This is a genomic window from Nocardioides sp. CF8 (assembly GCF_000389985.1).
Taxonomy (GTDB): Bacteria; Actinomycetota; Actinomycetes; order Propionibacteriales; family Nocardioidaceae; genus Nocardioides; species Nocardioides allogilvus.
This window is the reverse complement of the sequence record NZ_CM001852.1, coordinates 428196-452045: the sequence shown is the minus strand read 5'-3', so window position 1 is coordinate 452045 and position 23850 is coordinate 428196. Positions and strand designations below refer to the sequence as shown.

Here is a 23850-nt window from a genome sequence, read left to right as displayed (position 1 = left end):
TGCGTCAAGAGTCACGTCAGGTCCCTCAGTACTTCAGCAGACTGGCGTCGTCGACGGAGGCCGAACGTCGGGTGCGGAAGATGGTCATGATGATCGCGAGGCCGATCACGACCTCCGCGGCCGCCACCACCATCACGAAGAAGGCCGCGATCTGGCCGTCGAGGTTGCCGTGCTGCTTGGCGAAGGTGACCAGCGCGAGGTTGCAGGCGTTGAGCATCAGCTCGATGCACATGAAGACCACGATGGCGTTGCGGCGGGTGAGCACGCCGACGCAGCCGATCGTGAAGAGGATCGCGGACAGGACGATGTACTCGGTCACTTGACGTCCTCTTCCGTGCTGGCCGGAGCGCCGGACTTGCCGGAGGTCTCAGGCATCTCCGAGGGGTCCTGGCCGAGCTGGCGGCGGACCTCGTCGATGTCGTCGGCCATGGCCGGTCCGGAACGGATGACGCCGCGAGCGACCAGCACCCGCGACACCGAGGACTCCGCCGCGGAACCGTCGGGCAGCAGGGCCGGGGTGTCGACGGCGTTGTGACGCGCGTAGACACCGGGCGCCGGCAACGGGCCGGGGTGCTTGCCGGTCTCCGCGTAGTCGCGCATCCGCTGCGCAGCCAGCGAGGCCTGCGTCTCCTTCGGCGTGAGGCGCTCGCGGTGGGCCAGCACCATCGCGCCGATCGCGGCCGTGATCAGCAGGGCGCTGGTGGCCTCGAAGGCGAAGACGTAGCGGGAGAACAAGATGTTGGCCAGCTGCTCGATGTTGCCGCCGGCATTGGCCTCGTCGAGGCCCACGGCGGTGCCGAGCGTGACCTGCGAGAGGGCGGTCACGAGGACGGCGCCGAGGGCCAGCCCGAGGATCGTGGCCAGCGCGCACTGGCCCTTGATCGTCTCGACGACCGAGTCGGACGCATCAACGCCCACGAGCATCAGCACGAACAGGAACAGCATCAAGATCGCGCCGGTGTAGACGATGATCTGGACCGCGAAGAGGAACGGCGCGTCCAGGACGGCGTAGAGCACGGCCAGGCTGAGCATCACGATGGCCAGCAGCATCGCGGCGTGCACGGCCTTGCGGACGAACAGGATGCCGAGGGCGGCCGCCACCATGATCGGGGCGAGGATCCAGAACGTCATGCGGGGCCTCCGTTCGGAGTCTCCGAGGCGCCGTACGCACCGCGGTAGTAGGCGCCCTCGTCGTCGCCGAGCCGCATCGGGTGCGGCGGCTGCTCCATGCCGGGCAGGAGCGGGGCGAGCAGGTCGGACTTCTCGTAGATCAGGTCGGCCCGCGTGGTGTCGGCGAGCTCGTACTCGTTCGTCATCGTCAGCGCCCGCGTCGGGCACGCCTCGATGCACAGCCCGCAGAGGATGCAGCGCAGGTAGTTGATCTGGTAGACGCGGCCGTAGCGCTCACCGGGGCTGAAGCGTTCGTCGTCGGTGTTGGAGCCGCCCTCGACGTAGATCGCGTCGGCCGGGCAGGCCCACGCGCACAGCTCGCAGCCGATGCACTTCTCCAGCCCGTCGGGCCACCGGTTGAGCTGGTGGCGACCGTGGAAACGCGGCGCGGTCGGCATCTTCTCGAAGGGGTACTGCTCGGTCACGACCTTCTTGAACATCGTGCGGAACGTGACCCCGAACCCGGCGACCGGGTCCCAGTACTGCTCCTTGAGGGTCTTGGCGTCAGCCATCACTTCTCCTGGTCCGAGGCGGTCGCACTGTCAGCAGCGCTGCCTGTCACGGTGGTACGCCGATCGGCGAACGTCAGCGGTCGGGCGGCGCCGCGCACGGCTCCACCGGTCGGCATGGGCGGGGTCGGGAAGCCGCCCGCGAAGGCGTCCACCTCGGCGTCGGTCCCGGCCGGCGTGGTCTCCTCCTCCTCGGCACTGTCCCCGACGAAGAACAGGACGATGCAGAGCGCCAGGAGGACCCCGGCGCCGGCGAGGATGTAGGAGCGGTCGATGCCGCCCTCGAGGGTGAGGACGCGGATCGTCGCGACGAGCACGATCCAGACCAGCGACGCGGGGATGAGCCGCTTCCAGCCGAACGCCATGAACTGGTCGTAGCGCAGGCGGGGCAGCGAGCCGCGCAGCCAGATGAACATGAAGATGAACAGGAACATCTTGGAGAAGAACCACAGCAGCGGCCAGTAGCCGGAGTCGGCGCCCTCCCACAGCTGGATGATCGGCCAGGGCGCGTGCCAGCCACCGAGGAACAGGGTGGTCGCGAGTGCCGACACCGTCGCCATGTTGATGTACTCGGCGAGGAAGAACAGCGCGAACTTCAAGCTGGAGTACTCGGTGTGGAAGCCGCCGACCAGCTCGCCCTCGGCCTCGGGGAGGTCGAAGGGCGCCCGGTTGGTCTCACCGACCATCGAGATGACGTAGATGATGAACGACGGCAGCAGGATCAGGGCGTACCACGTCGGCACCGGGATGACGCCGAGCCAGTACTCCTGGCCAGGGTTCTGCGCGGCCACGATCTCCGAGGTCGACATCGAGCCGGCGTACAGGAAGACCGCGACGAGCGCGAGCCCCATGGCGACCTCGTAGGAGATCATCTGGGCGCTCGAGCGCAGGCCGCCGAGCAGGCTGTACGTCGACCCGCTGGACCAGCCGCCGAGCACGATGCCGTAGATGCCGATCGACGCGATGGCCATCACGAACAGCACGGCCACCGGCATGTCGGTCAGCTGCAGCGGGGTGGTGCGGTCGGTGAACGGGAGCCCGACCTCGGGCCCGAACGGGATCACCGCGAACGTCACGAAGGCGGGGATCACCGCGATCACCGGAGCGATGAAGAAGACGACCTTGTCGGCCGCCTTGGGGATGATGTCCTCCTTGAGCGCGAGCTTCACACCGTCGGCCAGCGACTGCAGCAGGCCGAAGGGCCCGTGCACGTTGGGACCGATGCGGTGCTGCATGCGGGCCACGACCCGGCGCTCCAGCCAGATGTTGAACAGCGTGAGCAGGACCAGCACGATGAAGATCGCGACGGCCTTGCCCAGGATCAGCCACCACGGGTCCTGGCCGAAGGCGGACAGGTCGTCCGCCACGAACGCCGTCACCTGGCTGAGCATCTGGGGGATCATCACTTGGCTCCCTTCACCGTGACGGAGCTGCCGGGCGAGGCCAGGTCGGCCAGCACCCCGCGACCGAACGAGCTGGCCGGCACCCACACCGCACCGTCGGGCAGGTCGGCGACCTCGACGGGCAGCGTGACCGAGCCCCGGTCACCGGAGAGGGTCACCAGCGCCGGTCCCTGGTGCAGGCCGAAGAGCGCGTCGTGGGCGGCCTGGTTGATCCGGGCGACGGCCGGGCGGGCCGTGGCGGCGAGGTTGACGTCGCCGTGCTGCATGGACCCGAGGTCGAGCAGCTGCTTCCAGGTCGACAGCGCGAGCGCGCCGGCCCTGGCCTTGGGCCTGCGGGGTTCCTTGCCGAGCGTCAGGGTCGGGCGAGGGCCGTCCCAGGCTCCCATCACCGCCATCTCGGTGCGGACCTCGTGCACGGTGCGGAAGCCGAGCGGCGTGCCCAGTTCGTCGGCGATGCCGGCGAGGATGCGCAGGTCGGGCAGCGACGCAGGGTTGGTGAAGACCGCCTCGAAGGGGCGCGGTCGCCCCTCCCAGGTGAGGAAGGTGCCGGCCTTGTCGGCGACCGGGGCAACCGGCAGCACGACGTCGGCGAGCGCGGCGACGTCGGTCATCCGCTGCTCCAGGCTGACAACGAACTGCGCGGACTCGATCGCCGTACGCGTGGCGGCCGGGTCGGCGGTGTCATCGGGGTCGACGCCGCCGATCACGAGGCCACCGAGGTCGCCCTTGACCAGGGCGGCGACGATCGCGTTGCCGTCACGACCGGCCGTGTCGGGCAGCGACTCGACGCCCCAGGCGGCGGCGGCATCGACGCGCGCCGAGGCCTCCGATGCGGGACGACCACCGGGCAGCAGGGTCGGCAGGCAGCCGGCCTCGACCGCACCGCGGTCGCCGGCCCGGCGCGGCACCCAGGCCAGGCGGGCTCCGGTGGTCCTGGCGAGCTCGAGTGCGGCAGTGAGCGCACCGTGGCTCTGGGCCAGTCGCTCACCGACGAGGATCACGCCGCCGGCGTCGAGGGCGGTCTCACCGTCGTTGGCGAGCGCGCTGAGCGCCTCGGCCTCGGTGCCGGGGACCGTCGCGACCAGGCGGCCGTTCATCTTGGCGAGGCCGCGCGTGGTGTACGGCGCCAGCGCGACCACCTTGGTCCTGCCCTTCGACGCCTTGCGCAGCCGCAGGAAGATCGTGGCCGCCTCATCCTCGGGCTCCAGGCCGGCGAGCACGACGACGGAGGCGGACTCCAGGTCGGCGTACGACACCTCGCTGCTGAGGGCGACGAACGACGCGAGGAAGTCAGCCTCCTCGGCGCTGTGCGGGCGGGCGCGGAAGTCGATGTCGTTGGTGCCGAGCGCGACCCGGGCGAACTTGGCGTAGGCGTAGGCGTCCTCGGCGGTCACGCGACCACCGGTGAGCACCGCGCTCGCGCCGGCCGCACGCAGGCCGCGTGCAGCGACGGCGAAGGCCTCGGGCCACGACGCCGGGCGCAGCTGGCCGTCCTCGTCGCGCACCATCGGGTGCGTGAGGCGGTCGTCCTGGCGCGCGTAGTGGAACGCGAAGCGGTCCTTGTCGCTGATCCACTCCTCGTTGACCTCGGGGTCGTTGCCGGCCAGGCGGCGCATGACCTTGCCACGACGGTGGTCGATGCGGATCGCGGCGCCGCAGGCGTCGTGCTCGGCGACACCCGGCGTGGAGACGAGGTCGAAGGGGCGCGAGCGGAAGCGGTACTCGGCGCTGGTGAGGGCACCCACCGGGCAGATCTGGATGGTGTTGCCGGAGAAGTAGGACAGGAACGGCGCGTCGTCGGCAATGCCGACCTGCTGCTGGGCACCGCGCTCGACCATCTCGATGAAGGGGTCGCCGGCGATCTCGTCGGTGAAGCGGGTGCAGCGCTGGCAGACGATGCAGCGCTCCCGGTCGAGCAGGATCTGTGCGGAGAGGTTGATCGGCTTGGGGAAGGTGCGCTTGACGCCCTCGAACCGGGTCTCGCCACGGCCGTGCGACATGGCCTGGTTCTGCAGGGGGCACTCGCCACCCTTGTCGCAGACCGGGCAGTCGAGCGGGTGGTTGATGAGCAGGAACTCCATGACGCCCTGCTGCGCCTTGTCGGCGACCTTGCTGGTCACTTGGGTCTCGACGACCATGCCCTCGGCGACCGGCAGCGTGCAGGAGGCCTGCGGCTTGGGGATCGGCTTGCCGTTGCCGGCGTCGGGGATGTCGACGAGGCACTGGCGGCACGCACCCACCGGGGCGAGCAGCGGGTGGTCGCAGAAGCGCGGCACCTGCACGCCGACCTGCTCGGCGGCGCGGATGACCAGGGTGTTGGGCGGGACGCTGACCTGGACGCCGTCGATGGTGACGGTGACCAGGTCGGTCTTCTCCGGGGTCGTCGTCATGCCGTTGCTCCGGTGGTGGCGAAGGTGGTCGAGGCGTTCGGGTCGAACGGGCAGCCGCCGTGGCTCAGGTGGGCGAGGTACTCCTCGCGGAAGTACTTGATCGAGCTCGAGATCGGGCTGGTCGCACCGTCGCCGAGGGCGCAGAAGGAACGGCCCAGGATGTTGTCGCACTGGTCGAGGAGCAGGTCGAGGTCGTCCTCGCTGCCCTGCCCCTTCTCCAGGCGGGCCAACGTCTGCACCAGCCACCACGTGCCCTCACGGCACGGGGTGCACTTGCCGCAGGACTCGTGCTTGTAGAACTCGGTCCAGCGCAGCACTGCACGCAGGACGCAGGTGGTCTCGTCGAAGAGCTGCAGGGCACGCGTGCCGAGCATCGACCCGGCTGCACCGACGCCTTCGAAGTCGAGGGGTACGTCGAGGTGCTCCGGCGTCAGCAGGGGCGTGCTCGAGCCACCGGGGGTCCAGAACTTGAGCTCGTGTCCCTCGCGCATGCCACCGGCCAGGTCGATCAGCTGGCGCAGGGTGATGCCGAGCGGAGCTTCGTACTGGCCGGGGTTGGTGACGTGGCCCGACAGGCTGAAGATGCCGTAGCCCTTCGACTTCTCGGTGCCCATCGAAGCGAACCAGTCGGCACCGTTGGCGATGATGCTCGGCACGGAGGCGATGGACTCGACGTTGTTGATGACGGTCGGGCTGGCGTAGAGGCCGGCCACCGCGGGGAACGGCGGACGCAGGCGCGGCTGGCCGCGACGACCCTCCAGGCCCTCGAGCAGCGCGGTCTCCTCGCCACAGATGTAGGCACCGGCACCGGCGTGCACGACGACGTCGAGGTCGTAGCCCGAGCCGTTGATGTTCTTGCCGAGGTGACCGGCGAGGTAGGCCTCCTGCACGGCGCGCTGGAGCCGGCGGATGACGTGGAGGACCTCACCACGGACGTAGATGAAGGCGTGGTTGGCACGGATCGCGAAGGAGCTGATGATGACGCCCTCGAGCAGGGTGTGCGGGCTGGCCATCATCAGCGGGATGTCCTTGCAGGTGCCCGGCTCCGACTCGTCGGCGTTGACGACGAGGTACTTCGGCTTGCTGCCGGCTGGTGTCCCAGGGTCCTGCGGGATGAAGCCCCACTTCATGCCGGTGGGGAATCCGGCGCCACCGCGACCGCGCAGACCGGAGTCCTTGACCGCGGTGATGATGTCGTCGGGCGGCATGGTGAGCGCCTTCTGCATGGCGGCGTAACCGCCACGGGCCTCGTAGGAGGCCAGCGTCCAGGCCCGCTCCTGGTCCCAGTTGTCCGTGAGGACCGGGGTCAACATGTCGGTGCTCACTTGCCTTCCTCGGCCTTCGTCTCGGACTCCGCGCGCGAGGTGTCGGCCTGCTCGACGGCGTCGGTCTTGGTGCCGGTGGCGGCGGTCGTGCCCGCGGCATCGGCCGACGGTGCGGTCCAGCCCCGGTCCCGGGCGATCGCGAGCCCGACCAGGGAGGCCGGGCCAGCGGCCGGGCCCTCGTCGGCGAGGTCGTCGGGGAAGCCGGCGAGCACCCGCTCGGCCTGCTTCCAGGTGCAGAGCCGGGGGCCGCGCGTGGACTGGACGTCCTTGCCGGCGCGGAGGTCGTCGACGACCTGGACGGCCGAGTCGGGCGTCTGGTTGTCCATGAACTCCCAGTTGACCATCATCACGGGGGCGTAGTCGCAGGCGGCGTTGCACTCGATGTGCTCGAGGGTGATCTTGCCGTCCTCGCTCGTCTCGTCGTTGCCGACGTCGAGGTGGTCCTTGAGCCGCTCGAAGATCAGGTCGCCGCCCATGACCGCGCACAGCGTGTTGGTGCAGACACCGACGAGGTAGTCACCGACGGGCTTGCGCTTGTACATCGTGTAGAACGTCGCGACACCGCTGACCTCGGCGGCCGAGATGCCGAGCACCTCGGCGCAGGCCTCGATGCCCTCGGGGGTCACCCGGCCCTCGACCGACTGGACGAGGTGCAGCATCGGGAGCAGGCCCGAGCGTGCCTCGGGGTAGCGGGCGGCGATGGCTCGCAGCTCGGCGTACGTCTCCGGCGTCAGCGGTGTCCGGTCGTCGTCGAACCGGTCAGGCGCCGGCGCGGAGTAGGCGGCGGTGCTGACGGTCATGCCGGGGTCGACAGCGGGGACCTCGGAAGGCTGGGTCATCGGTCGACACCTCCCATCACGGGGTCGATCGAGGCGATGGCGACGATGACGTCGGCGATCATGCCGCCCTCGCTCATCACGCTGGTGGCCTGGAGGTTGGTGAAGGACGGGTCACGGAAGTGTGCCCGGAAGGGGCGGGTCCCGCCGTCGGAGACGACGTGCGCGCCGAGCTCGCCGCGGGGCGACTCGACCGGGACGTAGGCCTGGCCGGGCGGCACGCGGAAGCCCTCGGTGACGAGCTTGAAGTGGTGGATCAGCGCTTCCATGGACTCGCCCATGATGTGCTTGATGTGGTCGGCGCTGTTGCCCATGCCGTCGCTGCCGATCGACAGCTGGCTGGGCCAGGCGATCTTCTTGTCCGCGACCATGACCGGTGCGCCCTCGAGGGCGGCGAGGCGGTCGGCGGCCTGCTCGACGATCTTGAGCGACTCGCTCATCTCGTTGAGCCGGACACGGAAGCGGCCGTAGGCGTCGGCCGTGTCCCAGGTCTGGACCTCGAAGTCGTAGTCCTCGTAGCCGCAGTAGGGCTCGGTCTTGCGCAGGTCCCAGGCGTAGCCGGTCGCGCGCAGCGGGGGACCGGACAGGCCCAGCGCCAGGCAGCCGGCGAGGTCGAGGTGGCCGACGTCCTCGAGGCGGGCCTTGAAGATCGGGTTGGCGTTGCACAGGGCGGCGTACTCGGGCAGCCGCTTGCGCATCAGCGCGATGAAGTCGCGGATCTCGTCGAGGGCGCCGGGCGGCAGGTCCTGAGCGACGCCGCCGGGACGGATGAAGGCGTGGTTCATCCGCAGGCCGGTGATCAGCTCGAACAGGTCGAGCACCAGCTCGCGCTCGCGGAAGCCGATCGTCATCACGGTCAACGCGCCGATCTCCATGCCGCCGGTCGCGATCGCGACGAGGTGGGAGGAGATGCGGTTGAGCTCCATGAGGAGGACGCGCATGACCTGCGCCTTCTCCGGGATGTCGTCCTCGATGTCGAGGAGGCGCTCCACGCCGAGGGAGTAGGTCGCCTCGTTGAAGAAGGGCGAGAGGTAGTCCATCCGGGTGCAGAACGTGACGCCCTGGACCCAGGTGCGGTATTCCATGTTCTTCTCGATGCCGGTGTGGAGATAGCCGATGCCGCAGCGGGCCTCGGTGACCGTCTCCCCCTCCAGCTCGAGGATGAGGCGCAGCACCCCGTGGGTCGAGGGGTGCTGGGGACCCATGTTGACCACGACCCGCTCGTCGGCGGCGTCGCCGAGGCCTTGGCTGATGGAGTCCCAGTCCTGGCCGGTGACCGTGAAGACCTTGCCCTGGCTGGTCTCGCTGGGGTCGGCGTACATGTCCTGAGTCATTAGTTGTACGACCTCCGCTGGTCGGGGGGCGGGATCGAGCCGCCCTTGTACTCCACGGGAATGCCGCCCAAGGGGTAGTCCTTGCGCTGCGGGTGACCGGGCCAGTCGTCGGGCATCAGGATCCGGGCCATGGCCGGGTGGCCGTCGAACTGGATGCCGAACATGTCCCAGGTCTCGCGCTCGTGCCAGTCGCTGGTCGGGTAGATGCTGACCAGGCTGGGGATGTGCGGGTCGGCGTCGGGGCAGGTGACCTCGAGCCGGATCCGTCGGTTGTGGGTCATGGAGAGCAGGTGGTAGACGGCGTGCAGCTCGCGCCCGGTGTCGTCGGGGTAGTGAACGCCGCTGACGCCCGAGCAGAACTCGAAGCGGAGCGCCTCGTCGTCGCGCAGCATCTGGGCGACGAAGGGAAGGTCCTCACGGCGCACGTGGAAGGTGATCTCACCGCGGTGCACGACGATGCGCTCGACCGCGGTGTCGAGCTCGGTGGACCGCAGCCGCGCCTCGAGGGCGTCGACGACCTCGTCGAACCAGCCACCGAAGGGGCGCTGGCTGTCACCGGGGTAGACCGTCGGGGTGACCAGTCCGCCGTAGCCGGACGTGTCGCCGGTGCCCTGGACACCGAACATGCCGCGGCGTGAACCGACCGCGCGCTTGACCTCCTGGTCGCCAGCGACCAGGTCGGTCGACGGGTCCTGGGTGTTGTGGGTCGGAGTGTTGTCCGTCATCGCAGCAGCCCCCGCATCTGGGAGGTCGGCAGCGCCTTGAGGGCGTTGGACTCCTGCAGCTCGATCTCGGCCAGCCGGTTGACGCCGAGCTTGGTCGCCTGGACCTGGTCGTGCAGCTTGAGGATCGCGTCGATCAGCATCTCGGGGCGGGGCGGGCAGCCGGGGAGGTACATGTCGACGGGGACAATGTGGTCGACGCCCTGGACGATGGCGTAGTTGTTGAACATGCCGCCGCTGCTCGCGCAGACGCCCATCGCGAGGACGTACTTCGGCTCGGCCATCTGGTCGTAGATCTGGCGCAGGACCGGAGCCATCTTGTTGCTCACGCGGCCGGCGACGATCATCAGGTCGGCCTGGCGCGGGCTGGCGCGGAAGACCTCCATGCCGAAGCGGGCGAGGTCGTACTTCGGACCGCCCGTCGTCATCATCTCGATCGCGCAGCAGGCCAGGCCGAACGTGGCCGGCCAGAAGGAGGCCTTGCGCATGTAGCCGGCGACGCCCTCAACGGTGGTCAGCAGGACCCCGGACGGAAGCTTTTCTTCGATACCCATTACTCAGTTACCTCTCTGAGGGTCGCGAGGCGCGTGCCATGCCAAGGCGGAGGAGGGAAGGCGACCTTCAGCGGAGCGCAGCGGAGCGGTCGTCGACCGACGACAACGCGGGCAGGGTGCGTGCATCGTGATCCTCAGTCCCAGTCCAGTCCGCCGCGACGCCACACATAGGCGTAGGCGACGAAGACAGTGGCGATGAAAATGACCATCTCGACGAGGCCGAAGAACTTCATCGCGTCGAAGTGCACGGCCCACGGATAGAGGAAGATGATCTCGATGTCGAAGATGATGAACATCATCGCGGTGATGTAGTACTTCACCGGCACGCGGCCGCCGCCGATCGGCTGCGGGGTCGGCTCGATGCCGCACTCGTAGGAATCGAGCTTGGCCCGGTTGTAGCGCTTGGGTCCCACGGCGGTGCTCATGACCACGGACATCACCGCGAATCCGGCCGCCAGGAGGGCCAGCGCCAGCACTGGCGTGTAGAGCTCCATCCTGAGTTCCTTCCCTCTCGTCGCCGACGACTCGGCACCCCACGTGTGACCTTGTGAACTACTTCACTAGTGGCGCGCACCACAGTCTAGGGGCCGACATGGCGTGCGTCACGTCGGGGGTGGGAGTGCTCCGGACGGTCCCGCGGAGGCCGATTTTGGGCACTGTCGGCTTGGCTAATTCGCCGTACGACAACGGCCCCGTCGGACGTCGATCGGGACGTCCGACGACCCGGTCGCCGGGGCAGCCACGACGTCGGACGTCCCGCAGGAGGTCCGACGATCCGGTCGTACGGCGAGGGCCGCTCAGGCAGTGGCGCGGTGCAGCGCGACGACGCCGCCCGAGAGGTTGCGCCACTGGGGAGCGGTCCACCCGGCGGTCACGATCAGGTCGGCGAGGCCACGCTGGTCGGGCCAGGCGCGGATCGACTCGGCCAGGTAGACGTAGGCGTCCGGGGACGACGAGACGGTGCGCGAGATCGCGGGCAGCGCCTTCATCAGGTATTCCATGTAGACGGTGCGGAACGGCGCCCACGTCGGGTGGCTGAACTCGCACACGACGAGGCGGCCACCGGGACGGGTCACGCGGCGCATCTCGCGCAGCCCCTGCTCGGGGTCGACGATGTTGCGCAGGCCGAAGGAGATCGTCACGGCGTCGAAGGTGTCGTCGGCGAAGGGCAGCTTCGTGCCGTCGCCGGCGGTGAACGGCAGCGCCGGGCGCGCCTTCTTGCCCACCTGCAGCATGCCGAGCGAGAAGTCGCACGGGACGACCATCGCGCCACGGTCCGCGAACGGCTGGCTCGAGGTGCCGGTGCCGGCAGCGAGGTCGAGCACCTTGTCGCCGTACGACGGGTCGACCGCATCGATCACGTCGCGGCGCCAACGACGGTCCTGACCGAGGGACAGCACGTCGTTGGTGACGTCATAGCGCTTGGCGACCGCGTCGAACATGCGTCGGACGTCGGTCGGTTGCTTGTCGAGTTCCGCGCGGGCCACGCAGGCGAGGGTAGTCGGGACGCAACTTCGCGATGTCGGTGGGCGTCCTTACGATTGACGCCACTGCCTACCTCGGAGACTCATATGCGAACGACTCGCTTCTTCTCGCTGCTGATCGCACTGGTGCTGGCGCTGGGCATGGTCTCGGTGGCAGGACCGGCCCAGTCGGAGGGGTCGGCCGCCGAACGCAGCTCGTTCACCCGGCTGAAGTTCGGCGACACGGGCTGGCGGGTGCGCGAGCTGCAGAGCCGGCTGCACCAGCTCGGCCTGCACTCCGAGGTCATCACCCGGCGCTTCGATGCCCAGACCCGCGACGGCGTGCGCACCTTCCAGGCCCGTCGCAAGCGCGCGACGACCGGCGTCGTCGACGCGGTCCTGTGGGCCAAGCTGCGCGCGAAGACGAGCGAGCCGACCCACGAGGCGCTGCACAACATCTACACGCCCGGCCCGGCGATCCTGAAGGCGGGCGACCAGGGCCTGCCGGTGCGTCGGCTGCAGGCCCGCCTCGAGCAGATCAACTGGTGGAGCGGCGACGTCACCGGCGCCTTCGACCAGCGGACGGTCGATGCGGTCTCCGGCTTCCAGGCCAAGCGCAGGATCCCCGTCACCGGCGAGGTCGACCGGCGCACCCTCGACCGCCTCGCGCAGATGACCCGCAAGCCCACCAAGGCCGAGCTGTTCAACATCGTGCCCACCGGGCCGAAGCTCGACTCGAGGTGCATGACCGGCCGGGCCATGTGCGTGGACAAGACCTCCCGCTCGCTGCGCTGGGTGGTCAACGGTGTCGTGCAGTCGCGCTACGACGTCCGCTTCGGCTCCGACGAGCTGCCGACCCGCGAGGGCGCCTTCGCGGTCTTCAAGAAGTCGCGCGACCACGTCTCGTCGCTCTACGACACCTCGATGCCGTTCGCGATGTTCTTCTCCGGCGGCCAGGCCGTGCACTACTCCCCCGACTTCGCCGCGACCGGCTACAACGGCGCCTCGCACGGCTGCGTCAACGTCCGTGACTACAACGGCATCCGCTGGCTCTTCGACCAGGTCCGACTCGGCGACAAGGTCATCGTCTACCGGTCGTGAGGCCCTCCGTAGCCGCGGCGTAGGCTCCGCTTTCGTGACGCCGCACTCGACCGCCGCTGCCAGCGACCCGTTGGTCGTGCACACGGCTGCCGTCGGGCTCGACGAGGTCGGCGAGCTGCTCGACCTCGTGCCGGCCGACAGCCCGGTCAGCTGGCTGCGCCGCGACGAGGGCCTGGTCGGCTGGGGCGTGGCCGCTGTCATCCGCACCCGCGGGACCGCTCGCTTCAGCGACGCCGACAAGTGGTGGTCCGAGCTCACCTCCCACGCCGAGGTCCACGACTCCGTCAACGAGCCGGGCACCGGCCTGGTCGCCTTCGGCTCCTTCGGGTTCGCCGACGACCCGGGTGAGTCGGTGCTGGTCGTGCCGCAGGTCGTCGTCGGTCGGCGCGGGGACCGGGCCTGGGTGACGACGGTCGGCGTGCCGGTCCCCGACCTGGCGCCTGCTCCGCTCCCCGCCCCACCCGCCGGGCTCAGCTTCGCCGACGGCTCCCTCAACGGTGAGGCCTGGATGTCGGTCGTCGCCGACGCCGTGGGCCGGATCAACGCCGGCGACCTCGAGAAGGTCGTGCTGGCCCGCGACCTCGTCGCCACCTGCGACGAGCCGCTCGACGTGCGCTGGGCCCTGCGCAAGCTGGTCAGCGACTACTCCATGTGCTGGACGTTCCACGTCGACGGCATCTTCGGCGCGACGCCGGAGATGCTCGTGCGCCGCGAGCGCGGCCTCGTCACGTCGCGGGTGCTGGCGGGCACCATCCGCCGTACGGGCGACGTCGAGCGCGACGCCGCGCTGGCGGGCACCCTCGCGCGCTCGTCGAAGGACCTCGAGGAGCACGAGTACGCCGTCCGGTCGGTCGCCGACGCACTCGAACCGCACTGCTCGTCGATGAACGTGCCGGAGGTGCCGTTCGTCCTGCACCTGCCCAACGTCATGCACCTCGCGACCGACGTCGCCGGGGTGGTCCACGACGCTGCCACCGTCTCGTCGCTGCAGCTGGCCGAGGCGCTGCACCCCTCCGCGGCCGTCGGTGGCACCCCCACCACCTCGGCCGTCGCGCTGATCGCCGAGATCGAGGGCATGGCGCGCGACCGCTACGCCGGCCCCGTCGGCTGGATGGACGCCAACGGCGACGGCGAGTGGGGGATCGCCCTGCGCTCCGCCCTCGTCCAGGGCAACACCGTGCGCCTCTTCGCGGGCTGCGGCATCGTCGGCAGCTCCGACCCCGAGGCCGAGCTGGCCGAGTCGCAGGCGAAGTTCGTGCCGGTGCGCGACGCCCTCTCCGGCTAGGACGTGCCCGGGACGTCCTCGCCGTCGCGCAGGCGCAGGAACTCCTGTCCGTCCGGCAGCAGGTTGCCCATGTGGGTGTCGACGATCCCGAGCGCGGCGTCGGTGTAGATCTTGTCGTGAATGCCGAGGGTGCGCGGCGCCCCGACGGCCCGCACGAAGTCGATCGCCTCGCTGACCTTGAGCCACGGGGCGCTGATGGGCGCGAGCAGCAGGTCGACGTCGGCCTCGGGCAGCGTGAGCGAGTCGCCCGGGTGGTAGACGCGTCGGTCGCCGGCGGTCAGGAGGTAGCCGCTGTTGTCGATGCGCGGCAGGTCGCGATGGATGACGGCGTGCTGGAAGCCCACCACGTCGACCGTCACCCCCACGTCGAAGGACGAACCGGGCTCCACGACGCTCACCCGTTCGACCAGGTCGGGCGCCTGTCGGCGGATCTGGGCGGCGACGGACTCGATCGTGAAGATGCGCGCATCGCTGGCCCGGAGGTGGTCCGGGTCGTAGTGGTCGGGGTGCTCGTGGGTGATGAGGATCGCCGTCGCGCCGTCCACTGCGGCGGCCTCGGTGAAGACTCCCGGATCGAGGACGACCACCGCATCGGCGTACGAGATCCGCACGCAGGCATGCCCGAACTTGGTGACGCGCATCTGTCCACTGTAGGAGATGACGCGTTCGCCGGCCGTTCGTCGGTTCTGTGCCACGCCGCTTTGTGCGGCAGTTATGGTGTGGACGCCCTCGACGGATGCCAGGGGGAACCACATGCACCCGAACAAAGAGAGAATTCATGTCTGGACGCGCACTGGCGGGAAGCCTCGTCGCCCTGCTCATGCCTGCTTCGCTGTTGATGGTCTCCGCGACCACCTCGGCTGACGCGGCTGAAGCCCCGCTCACCAACACTTCCGCCCGCAAGGCGAAGAGCAAGGCCAAGCTGGTCGCTCTGCCGCAGATCGTCCAGCAGGGCAAGAAGCCTGCCGCTGCCAAGAAGGCCAAGGCTGCGCTGACTGCCAACATCAAGCCGCGCAAGGTCAACCGCCCGGTCGCGCTGCAGGTGAAGAAGGGCGGCGGTTGGAAGACGGTCTCCAAGACCAAGACCACGCGCAAGGGCACCGCTGAGTTCGGTGCGCCGATCTCCAAGCGTGGCAAGGCGCTGAAGTACCGCGTCACCGCTCCCGCCTTCAAGGGTGCGTCGGCCGTCACCAGCAAGCCCACGAGCACCGAGCGCTGGCTGACCGCCTCGTTCACCGACGAGTTCTCCGGCTCGGCCCTGTCGCCCAGCTGGAACCACCGTGGCCCGAACTACGAGCCCTCCAGCCTGCGCGAGTGCTCGAAGGGTTCCCCGAGCGCCGTCGCCGTCCGCGGCGGCACCGCCCGCATCAGCGTGATGAAGGACCCGGCCCGCGCCGGCGAGAAGTGCGTTGCGAAGAAGGACGGCAAGTCCACCGGCGCGTTCGCCTACCGCCTCAACGGCCACATCGGCACCCAGGGCGCCGTCTCGCTGAAGTACGGCTTCGCGGCCGCGCGCATCAAGATGCACAAGCTCCGCGGCCAGCACGGCGGCTTCTGGATGCAGCCGGCGACGCAGGGGGCCGCGGGCTCGAACAGCCCGAAGGAGACCGGCGCCGAGATCGACGTCATCGAGTACTTCGGTGACAAGCACCCCCAGGGCGGCCTGACGTCGTTCATCTACTCCAAGAACAGCTCCGGCAAGGACGTCAAGACCGGTTCCTGGATCAAGAGCCCCACCTCGTTCCTCAAGAACAAGCGCGACGGCTGGTCGAAGAGCTACCACGTCTTCTCGGTCGAGTGGACCCCGAAGTCCTACATCTTCCGGATCGACGGCAAGGAGTCGTGGCGCACCAAGGTCGGCGTCTCCGGCCAGGAGCAGTTCCCGATCCTGAGCGTTCTCGCCTCTGACTACGAGATCGCGCAGATGCCGGGCGGCGACCGCAAGCTCCCGCAGACGATGAGCGTCGACTGGGTCCGCCTGTGGCAGGCCTGATCTTCCAGGTCTGACCCGCTTCACCTCGTACGGCGACGCGCCGCTCCACTTCGGTGGGGCGGCGCGTCTCGCATTTCGCCGGGCGGGTCAGCCGGTGAGGTGGTGCACGAAGCACCAGCGCCAGGCCTCGCCGGGCTGGGCCGACTGCATCACCGGGTGGGTGGTGTCGTGGAAGTGCTCGGTGGCGTGCTGGTGCGGTGAGGAGTCGCAGCACGCGACGTTGCCGCAGGCCAGGCAGCGACGCAGCGAGACCCAGTGGGAGCCGAGCTCCACGCACTGCTGGCACACGAGCCCGTCGTCCACGGAGGCGACGGGGGCGACGGGGGCGTGACCGGCGGCGTCGAGGTGCTCGCAGGAGCTGCCGGTCGGCACGCGACGGGCGCGCGGCGCCTCCTCGTCGTCGGCGGTGGCGGCGATGTCGAGCATCGACTCCTCCACGTCGAGGATGCTGAGCACGTCGCGCACCACTTCGCTGGCGACGGTGCCGGTGCTGCGGATCTCCAGCACCTTCGCGCGCTCGGCCTCGATCATCGCCAGCCGGGCCCGGGCGTAGAGATCGCTCGGCGACTCCTGGCCCGGGGTGGTCGACAGCTGCTCCCACGCGGCGAAGTTGCGCTGGTCGACGCGCTGGCGGATCAGGTCGGCCACGCCGTGCGGGTCGTCGTGGTCCAGCTCCTCGAGGGCGGCGAACCCGGCCTTGGACGCCTGCTGCAGCAGTGCTGCACGCGCCAGCGCGTCGTCCAGGGGGTCGGGCGATGGCACCCGCAGCCTCCGCGCCACCCAGGGCAGCGAGAGGCCCTGGATGAACAGCGTGCCGGCGACGACGGTGAACGCGATGAGCAGCAACACCTCGCGGTGCTCGGTGGTCTCGGGGATGACGAACGCGGCCGCCAGGGTCACGACCCCGCGCATGCCCGCCCAGCCGAGGACGAAGGTGTACTGCCACGGCGGGGCGTGTCCCGTGGCGGGATCCAGGCCGGGCCGGACCAGCGCATAGCGCGCGGCGAACACCCACACGAGCCGCAGCACGATGGTGGCCAGCAGCGCGGCGGCGCACACCGCGGCGATGCGCGCGGGTGCGATCGCGCTGTCGGCGACGCCCTCGAGGATCCAGCGAGCCTGCAGGCCGATCAGCAGGAAGACCGTGTTCTCCAGCAGGAAGGCGATGGTGCGCCAGTTGATCCGCTCGGCGATCCGCGACTGGGCGGTCTGGATGATCGGCGCCTTGTGCCCGAGCAGCAGGCCGGCGACGACCACCGAGATGACGCCCGAGGAGTGGAGCTCCTCTGCCAGGAGGTAGGCAGCGAACGGCGTCACCAGCGAGATGGCGGTGTCCATGAGCGGGTCGGTGACGAGCTTGCGCAGCTTGGCCACGACGACGAAGACGAGGAAGCCCAGCGCGGCCCCGCCGACCGAGGCGCGCAGGAAGTCCACGCCGACGTCGAGGGCGTTGACGCCGAGTGACGCGGCGGCGATCGCCGTACGCAACGAGACGAGGGCGGTCGCGTCGTTGAGCAGCGACTCCCCCTCGAGGATCGTGACCACCCGGCGCGGCAACCCGATGCGGCGGGCGATCGCGGTGGCCGCGACGGCATCGGGCGGGGCCACGACGGCCCCGACGGCGATCGCGACCGGCCACGAGATGCTCGGCACGATGAGGTGGACGACGGCGCCGACACCGAACGTCGTGAAGACGACCAGGCCGATCGACAGCAGCAGGATCGCGCGCCGGTTGGCGTTGAAGTCGACGAGCGAGGTCTGGATCGCGGCGGCGTAGAGCAGCGGGGGCAGCAGCCCCAGCAGCACGATCTCGGGTTCGAGGTGGATCTCGGGCACGAACGGCAGGTAGGTGCCCCCGACCCCGACGGCGATCAGCAGCAGCGGGGCAGGCACCTCGAGGCGGCCGGCCAGCGCGGCCCCGGCCAGGACCACAACGACCAGGGCGACGAGGAACAGGGCGATCTCCACCCGCTGAGTCTGTCAGGCGGTGAGCACCCGATGCGACTCATGCGGTCGGTGGCGCCCTCAGTCGCATGGATGCCCGCCTCCCCGACCGCGCCATGGATAATCCCCCGCGTGCGGGGACTCGGGAGGGTGGGCAGGATCGCCGTGGCGATCGTTGCGCTGCTGGCACTCCTGGTGATGACGGCGGGTGCCGTCGTGGCCGGGGTCGTCGGCTCCGACGACACGATCGTCAACCGGCCGACCGCGCTCGGCGACGACGGTCGCCCGCTCCTCACCGCCCCCGACCTGCTCGCCTACGAGGGCGTCACCGTCACGTTGCGCGCCTCGGCACCGGACGGTGTCTTCATCGGCACCGCCCACCCGGTCGACGTGGCCGACTTCGTCGGCGACTCCCCGCGGATCCGGTTGACCAGCGTGACCCGCACCGGCGTCGTCGCCGAGGACGTCGGCTCCGGGAAGCGCGTGCAGCCCGCGGAGGCCGGCTTCTGGACCCACTCGATGAGCGGCTCCGGGGTCGAGGAGCTGACCCTCGATCGCGACACGTCCGCGGCCCAGTGGGTGATCGCGCCGCTGACCGGGGTCGGACCGACGACGGTGTCGTTCGCGATCACCGTGCCGGGAGTCTTCACCTGGGCGCTCGTGGCGTTCGCCACCGGTGCACTCGTGCTGCTGGCCTGCGTCGAGCTGTTGCTGCGCACCCGCACCCGGCGCCGCCGGGGACCGCGGTTGCCGTCGGCTGCCGAGCGCGTGGCCGCCTACGTCCCCTCCTCCGAGCGGGTCGCCGCCAGCAGGCCGGGCGGGCGGCGCAAGGCCAGGCGGTCCGCGCTCGTCGTCGTGCTCACGCTGTCGCTGGCCGGCTGCACCATCGAGGACCTGCTGCCCGCGAAGCGGCAGTCGCCCGAGACCGCGACGACCAAGGTCGCGCTCACCCGGTCCCAGGTCCCCGCCCTCCTCGAGTCGTACGGCGACCGGTTGCGCACCGCGGTCGAGGCCGCCCGGCCGCCGCGCTACCGCGAGGACAAGTGGCGCCTCGCAGATCGCGGGCCCGCCCTGGAGAGCGACCTCTTCGGGACCCGCGTCGGCCGGCTGACCGGCCTGGGTCGGCGTTCGGTGCCGGTCCACGACGGCATCGAGGCCTACTCCGGGCGCTTCGACTCCTACCCGATGTGGTCGCTGGTCGCCTCGGAGGTCGACCGCGAGACCCGGGTCGACCTGTTCACCAAGGCCTCCGTGGAGGCCCCGTGGTTCCGCCAGGCGGGCAGCACGATCACCGGTGACCTGCCGGAGGCCGGTCGTCCAGCCAGGCTGCCGGGCGTCAAGGACGCGGCGGCCGCCACCGCTGCTTGGCGCGACTACGTCCGGTCGGGCACCGAGGACGACCGCCTGGAGGTCGACCGGGCTTCGCGGAAGTGGCGCGACAACGTCGCCGATCTCGGCAGTCGCGCGATGTTCACCGGCTACACCGTCACGGCTCGGCCCGAGGGGCTGTCCCGGGTGGTCGAGGTCGCGGACGGAGCGCTCGCGATCGTGGCGCTGCGCGTGACGACCCGCCTCGACGGACGGTCCGACCTGATGGTGCGGTGGGCGCCGCCGTACGGGAGGTATCGCCAGAGCAAGGACGGCGTCCTCTCCTTCGCGGACCTCGCCGTGGGAGTGATCCACCTGCCGTCGAAGGGGAAGCCGACGGTGCTGGGTGCGACCTTCAGTGAGGTCGCAGCGCCCTGATCCGCTCGTCGAGCTCGCGGCGGTTGTCGCGTCGGACGACGACCTCGAGGACCTCGATCCCGCCGTTGGGTGAGGCGAGCGCCTGCTCGAGCGCCCCGAGCGAGTCGACGCGCAGGTGGGGGGTGCGGGTGGCCGCGCAGAGGCTGGCGATGTCAACGCCGTGCGGGGTGCCGAACAGCGCGTCGTAGCGGTCGGCGAACTCCGGCGCGCCCTGCTCGAGCATGGAGAAGATCGACCCGCCGTCGTCGTTGACGACCACGATCGTCAGGTCGGGCCGCGGCTCGGCCGGGCCGAGGACGAGACCGGTCGCATCGTGCAGGAAGGTGACGTCGCCCATCAGCGCGAGCGCGCGCGTGGACCGCGGCCGGCCGAGCGTGGCGCCGACGGCGCTGGACACGGTGCCGTCGATCCCGGCCAGGCCGCGGTTGGCGATGACCTTGCGCCGGCCGCCGACGCCGTAGCGCGGCACCATCAGGTCGAGGTCGCGGATCGGGCTGGAGGCGCCGACGAACAGCAGCCCGCCGTCGGGCAGCGCCCGGCTGACGGCACCGGCCACTTCGTACGGCGTGAGGTCGGCCTCCGCACGCAACAGCCCGTCGAGCTGCCGGCCGACCGAGCGGTCAGCGGCCGCCCACGCGTCGAACCACGCAGTGTCGCTCGACTCCGCGGTCGTCGCCCGGGCGACTGCGTGGTCGACCTTGAAGGGACGCCGACGCCAGAGCCCCGCGTCCTCGACGTCCCAGACCTCGACGTCGTCGCGCGTGAGCAGGCGGTTGACCGGTCGCGAGAGCGTCGGGTGCCCGGCGACGACGACCCGCTCGATCGGCTGCCCGAGCTCGGAGTCGAGAAGCAGGCGGTAGGTGCGCAGCGCGTGCGTGCCGGTGCGCGAACCGCTCGTCGGCTCGGCGAGGAGCGGCCACTGTCCGCGCTGCGCGAGCACGCGCGCGGGCGGCCCGGCATCGTCACCGGCGATCACGACGGTGCGGGGGCCGTGCGGGATCTCGACCTCGTCGGGCCGCACGCGCGGCCGCTCGTCGACCGGGACCGCCGGGACGTCCCAGCGACCGTCCGGCACGAGCGGGTCGTCGAGCTGGACGTTGAGGTGCCAGGGCCGCCCGGGGTCCATCGACAGGTCGAGGTCGTCGATCTCAGCGAGGTCGGCGAACGGCAGGCGGGGCAGGAGTCCGACCTGGTCGGTCGTCTGGCTGGCGCTGGTGTCGCGCAGCGGCACCGGCCGGTCGGCGGTCACGAAGACGACCGGCAGCCCGGAGTGGCTCGCCTCGAGGGCCGCCGGGTGGAGGTTGGCGACCGCGGTGCCGGAGGTGCAGACGACCGCGGCGGTGCGCCCGACCTTGGTCAGACCGAGGGCCAGGAAGCCGGCCGACCGCTCGTCGATGCGCGTGTGCAGCCGGAGCACGCCGGCCTCGGCCGCGTCGAAGGCAGCGAAGGCCAGCGGCGCGTTGCGCGAGCCCGGCGCGAGCACGATCTCGGTCACGCCGTGGCGCAGCAGGAGCGAGACGACTCCGCGTGCGAGCTCGGTGGCGTCGGTCATGGACGCTGATCCTGCCGTACGGCGCTGAGCCGGCGCTCCCAGTGGGCCACCCGGTCCGCCGGGGCGGCGAGCCGGGCGAGTGCGGCATCGTCGAGCTCGGGAGTCGTCACCGGCAAGAAGCCGTCGACCGGGAGGAGCGGTGAGACCGCGACGTCGTCGGTGAGCAGCTGGACCGTGGCCAGCCCGCAGGCGTGCTCCAGGCTCGGCAGCGCGGCCGCGAGCGCGACCCCGGCAGCGATGCCGACGCTCGACTCGACGGCGCTGGACACGACGACCGGCAGCCCGATGTCCTCGGCGATCCGCAGGCAGGCGCGCACCCCGCCGAGCGGCTGCACCTTGAGCACCGCGATGTCGGCGGCCTCCAGGTCGCGCACGCGATAGGGGTCCTCGGCCCGCCGGATCGACTCGTCCGCGGCGATCGGCACGTCGACGCGTCGGCGCACGGCGGCGAGCTCCTCGACCGTGGCGCAGGGCTGCTCGACGTACTCCAGGCCGCCGGCCGCCCGCTCGAGGAGTCCGATCGCCCGCACCGCCTCGTCCAGGTCCCAGCCGCCGTTGGCGTCGACGCGGACCAGCCCGCCGGGGCCGAGCGCGTCGCGGACTGCTTCGAGGCGCGCGACGTCGTCGGCCAGCGTCTGCCCGCGTTCGGCGACCTTCACCTTCGCGGTCGTGCAGCCGCCGGCGCTGACGATCTGGTGGGCGCGCTCGGGGCTGCACGCGGGGACGGTGACGTTGACCGGGACGAGGTCGCGCAGGGGTTGCGGCCAGTCCCCTGCGGCCGCCTCCTCCGCGCACCGCAGCCAGGGCCGGGCCACGTCGTCGCCGTACTCCAGGAAGGGCGACCACTCGCCCCAGCCGCCCTCGCCGCGGATCAGCACGCCCTCGCGCACGGTGATGCCGCGGAAGGTGGTGCGCAGCGGGATCGAGAAGACGTGGATCACGCCTGCCCCCGGAGGGCCTGGCGGTCGACCTTGCCGTTGATCAGCAGCGGCAGCGCGTCCAGGACGACGACCTGGCGCGGCGCCCAGGCGCGCGGGTGCACCGCGGCGACCCAGTCGCGCACACTCCGCTGGTTGAGCAACGACGAGCCCTGCGAGGAGCGTGTCGACACCAAGGTCAGGAAGGCCACGACCCGCGTCCCCCACTCCTCGTCCGGGACGCCCAGCACCTCGACGGCGTCGACGTCGGGGTGCTCGCGGATCCGCTTCGCCACGGCCGGGAGCGGGACGTTGACGCCACCGCTGACCACGACGTCGTCGATCCGCCCGAGCACCCGCAGCCGGCCGTCCTCGTCGAGCGTCCCCGCGTCGGAGGTGAGGAACCAGCCGTCGACCAGCGTCTCGTCGGTCAGCTCGGGGTCCCCCTCATAGCCGTCGAAGACGGTCGGTCCCCCGATCCGCAGCCGCCCGTCGGTGCCGACGGCGAGCGCGACACCGTCGAGCGGCAGGCCGTCGTAGACGCAGCCTCCGGCGGTCTCGCTGGCGCCGTACGTCGACACGAGCCGTAGCCCGAGGTCCTCGGCGCGGCTCCGGAGTGCCGGGTCGATCGGACCGCCGCCGAGCAGGATCGTGTGCAGCCGGCGCAGCGCGTCGACCTGCGCCTCGTCCTGGAGGAGGCGGTGCAGCTGGGTGGGGACGAGGGAGGTGAACTGCCCGTCCTGGGCGATCGTGAGATCGAGACCGGCCACCACGACCGGCTCGTGGCCGGCGAGCAGTGAGCGGCAGACGACCTGGACGCCGGCGACGTAGGACGACGGCAGCGCGAGCAGCCACTGCCCGCGGGCGCCGAGGCGGCGGGCGCTCGCCTCGACCGACGCGATGACCGCGGTCCTGGAGAGCAGCACCCGCTTGGGCCGGCCGGTCGAGCCGGAGGTCTCGATCAGGAGCTGATCGGGATCATCCACCTCGAGCCATGCCCGGAGCTGCGCGATCGCCTCGGTTGCGTCGTCGGAGGGGCGCAGGGTGCTCACGTGGGAACGCTATCCCCCGACCCGTCGACGGCCGGAGCCCCGTCAGTCGAGGCAGAACTCGTTGCCCTCGACGTCCTGCATCACCAGGCAGGACTCGTTGACCTCGTCGGCCTCCAGCAGCCGCACCCGGCGCGCGCCGAGCGGGAGCAGCCGCGCGCACTCCGCCTCGAGGGCAGCCAGGCGCTCGGCGCCCACGAGCCCGGTGCCGACGCGGACGTCGAGGTGCAGCCGGTTCTTGACGGTCTTGCCCTCGGGCACGCGCTGGAAGAACAGGCGCGGGCCGACACCGGTCGGGTCGACGCAAGCGAAGGCCGACCCCTGGTCCTCGGCCGGCAGGGAGCGGTCGAACTCGTCCCAGCCGGCGAAGCCCTCCGGGGGCGGGGGCACGACGTAGCCCAGCACGTCGCACCAGAAGCGAGCCACGCGCTCGGGCTCGGCACAGTCGAAGGTGACCTGGAACTGCTTGACCGCCGCCATGATCACCACCCTAGAGGCGTCCAGCAGTGTTGCCACAGGAGGATCTTCGGCAATTCCCGGTATCTGCAAAACTCCCG

The 23850-nt window shown here is 70.7% G+C and carries 22 protein-coding genes; 4 read left to right on the top strand and 18 right to left on the bottom strand.

Going from position 1 to position 23850, the window contains the following annotated elements; translation table 11 throughout:
* Window positions 1-25: 25 nt before the first annotated feature.
* The 12 genes from nuoK to CF8_RS02125 all read right to left on the bottom strand — a co-directional run bounded on the left by nuoK (window position 26) and on the right by CF8_RS02125 (window position 11730).
* Window positions 26-319: an NADH-quinone oxidoreductase subunit NuoK gene (nuoK, locus tag CF8_RS02180; RefSeq protein WP_010831504.1), complete on the bottom strand. Its 294-nt coding sequence runs from the start codon at window positions 317-319 to the stop codon at window positions 26-28.
* Window positions 316-1131: an NADH-quinone oxidoreductase subunit J gene (locus CF8_RS02175; RefSeq protein WP_010831503.1), complete on the bottom strand. Its 816-nt coding sequence runs from the start codon at window positions 1129-1131 to the stop codon at window positions 316-318. The genes nuoK and CF8_RS02175 overlap by 4 nt, the downstream gene beginning before the upstream one ends.
* The gene (nuoI, locus tag CF8_RS02170; RefSeq protein WP_010831502.1) at window positions 1128-1682 is read right to left on the bottom strand and encodes an NADH-quinone oxidoreductase subunit NuoI; all 555 of its coding nucleotides are present in this window, start codon (window positions 1680-1682) and stop codon (window positions 1128-1130) included. The genes CF8_RS02175 and nuoI overlap by 4 nt, the downstream gene beginning before the upstream one ends.
* The gene (nuoH, locus tag CF8_RS02165) at window positions 1682-3082 is read right to left on the bottom strand and encodes an NADH-quinone oxidoreductase subunit NuoH (RefSeq protein WP_010831501.1); all 1401 of its coding nucleotides are present in this window, start codon (window positions 3080-3082) and stop codon (window positions 1682-1684) included. Before nuoH ends, nuoI begins: the two co-directional genes overlap by 1 nt.
* Window positions 3082-5472 carry an NADH-quinone oxidoreductase subunit G gene (locus tag CF8_RS02160; protein WP_010831500.1) on the bottom strand — a complete coding sequence of 797 codons (2391 nt, stop codon included), beginning with the start codon at window positions 5470-5472 and terminating at the stop codon, window positions 3082-3084. Before CF8_RS02160 ends, nuoH begins: the two co-directional genes overlap by 1 nt.
* Window positions 5469-6785 (bottom strand): NADH-quinone oxidoreductase subunit NuoF, encoded by a 1317-nt coding sequence (nuoF, locus tag CF8_RS02155; RefSeq protein WP_036491969.1) that lies wholly within the window; start codon window positions 6783-6785, stop codon window positions 5469-5471. Before nuoF ends, CF8_RS02160 begins: the two co-directional genes overlap by 4 nt.
* 8 nt (window positions 6786-6793) lie before the next feature.
* Window positions 6794-7636 (bottom strand): NADH-quinone oxidoreductase subunit NuoE, encoded by an 843-nt coding sequence (gene nuoE / locus CF8_RS02150; RefSeq protein ID WP_010831498.1) that lies wholly within the window; start codon window positions 7634-7636, stop codon window positions 6794-6796.
* The gene (locus CF8_RS02145) at window positions 7633-8967 is read right to left on the bottom strand and encodes an NADH-quinone oxidoreductase subunit D (protein WP_010831497.1); all 1335 of its coding nucleotides are present in this window, start codon (window positions 8965-8967) and stop codon (window positions 7633-7635) included. Before CF8_RS02145 ends, nuoE begins: the two co-directional genes overlap by 4 nt.
* Window positions 8967-9692 carry an NADH-quinone oxidoreductase subunit C gene (locus CF8_RS02140; protein ID WP_010831496.1) on the bottom strand — a complete coding sequence of 242 codons (726 nt, stop codon included), beginning with the start codon at window positions 9690-9692 and terminating at the stop codon, window positions 8967-8969. The genes CF8_RS02145 and CF8_RS02140 overlap by 1 nt, the downstream gene beginning before the upstream one ends.
* The gene (locus tag CF8_RS02135) at window positions 9689-10243 is read right to left on the bottom strand and encodes a NuoB/complex I 20 kDa subunit family protein (RefSeq protein WP_010831495.1); all 555 of its coding nucleotides are present in this window, start codon (window positions 10241-10243) and stop codon (window positions 9689-9691) included. The genes CF8_RS02140 and CF8_RS02135 overlap by 4 nt, the downstream gene beginning before the upstream one ends.
* A 134-nt stretch (window positions 10244-10377) precedes the next feature.
* Window positions 10378-10737 (bottom strand): NADH-quinone oxidoreductase subunit A, encoded by a 360-nt coding sequence (locus CF8_RS02130; RefSeq protein ID WP_010831494.1) that lies wholly within the window; start codon window positions 10735-10737, stop codon window positions 10378-10380.
* A gap of 303 nt (window positions 10738-11040) precedes the next feature.
* Window positions 11041-11730: a demethylmenaquinone methyltransferase gene (locus CF8_RS02125; protein ID WP_036490007.1), complete on the bottom strand. Its 690-nt coding sequence runs from the start codon at window positions 11728-11730 to the stop codon at window positions 11041-11043.
* Between the two features lie 84 nt (window positions 11731-11814).
* Here CF8_RS02125 and CF8_RS20605 point away from each other — a divergent pair, with 84 nt between their 5' ends.
* Together CF8_RS20605 and CF8_RS02115 are read left to right on the top strand one after the other, a co-directional pair.
* The gene (locus CF8_RS20605) at window positions 11815-12807 is read left to right on the top strand and encodes a L,D-transpeptidase family protein (protein ID WP_010831492.1); all 993 of its coding nucleotides are present in this window, start codon (window positions 11815-11817) and stop codon (window positions 12805-12807) included.
* Between the two features lie 34 nt (window positions 12808-12841).
* Complete coding sequence (locus tag CF8_RS02115; RefSeq protein ID WP_010831491.1) at window positions 12842-14092, top strand: isochorismate synthase; 1251 nt, start codon at window positions 12842-12844, stop codon at window positions 14090-14092.
* Here the strand turns inward: CF8_RS02115 and CF8_RS02110 are convergent.
* On the bottom strand, window positions 14089-14733 hold the full coding sequence (locus tag CF8_RS02110; RefSeq protein WP_010831490.1) for an MBL fold metallo-hydrolase: 645 nt from the start codon (window positions 14731-14733) through the stop codon (window positions 14089-14091). The two genes, CF8_RS02115 and CF8_RS02110, sit on opposite strands and share 4 nt — an antisense overlap.
* Before the next feature lie 137 nt (window positions 14734-14870).
* Between CF8_RS02110 and CF8_RS20600 the strand changes: the two genes are divergently transcribed.
* Window positions 14871-16085: a glycoside hydrolase family 16 protein gene (locus CF8_RS20600; protein WP_010831489.1), complete on the top strand. Its 1215-nt coding sequence runs from the start codon at window positions 14871-14873 to the stop codon at window positions 16083-16085.
* An 87-nt stretch (window positions 16086-16172) separates the two neighbouring features.
* Here the strand turns inward: CF8_RS20600 and CF8_RS02100 are convergent, their stop codons facing one another.
* Window positions 16173-18053: a Na+/H+ antiporter gene (locus CF8_RS02100; protein WP_010831488.1), complete on the bottom strand. Its 1881-nt coding sequence runs from the start codon at window positions 18051-18053 to the stop codon at window positions 16173-16175.
* Window positions 18054-18194: 141 nt separating this feature from the next.
* Between CF8_RS02100 and CF8_RS02095 the strand changes: the two genes are divergently transcribed.
* Window positions 18195-19775, top strand: a complete 1581-nt coding sequence (locus CF8_RS02095) for a hypothetical protein (protein ID WP_156887129.1) — start codon at window positions 18195-18197, stop codon at window positions 19773-19775.
* Here CF8_RS02095 and menD read toward each other — a convergent pair.
* The 4 genes from menD to CF8_RS02075 are packed head-to-tail and all read right to left on the bottom strand — an operon-like array spanning window position 19753 to window position 23773.
* Window positions 19753-21327 (bottom strand): 2-succinyl-5-enolpyruvyl-6-hydroxy-3-cyclohexene-1-carboxylic-acid synthase, encoded by a 1575-nt coding sequence (menD, locus tag CF8_RS02090; protein ID WP_010831486.1) that lies wholly within the window; start codon window positions 21325-21327, stop codon window positions 19753-19755. The two genes, CF8_RS02095 and menD, sit on opposite strands and share 23 nt — an antisense overlap.
* A complete protein-coding gene (locus CF8_RS02085; protein WP_156887305.1) occupies window positions 21324-22265 on the bottom strand; it encodes an o-succinylbenzoate synthase in 942 nt (313 codons plus the stop codon). The genes menD and CF8_RS02085 overlap by 4 nt, the downstream gene beginning before the upstream one ends.
* The gene (locus CF8_RS02080) at window positions 22265-23296 is read right to left on the bottom strand and encodes an AMP-binding protein (protein WP_010831484.1); all 1032 of its coding nucleotides are present in this window, start codon (window positions 23294-23296) and stop codon (window positions 22265-22267) included. The genes CF8_RS02085 and CF8_RS02080 overlap by 1 nt, the downstream gene beginning before the upstream one ends.
* 42 nt (window positions 23297-23338) lie before the next feature.
* Window positions 23339-23773: a VOC family protein gene (locus tag CF8_RS02075; protein WP_036491955.1), complete on the bottom strand. Its 435-nt coding sequence runs from the start codon at window positions 23771-23773 to the stop codon at window positions 23339-23341.
* Window positions 23774-23850: the final 77 nt, after the last annotated feature.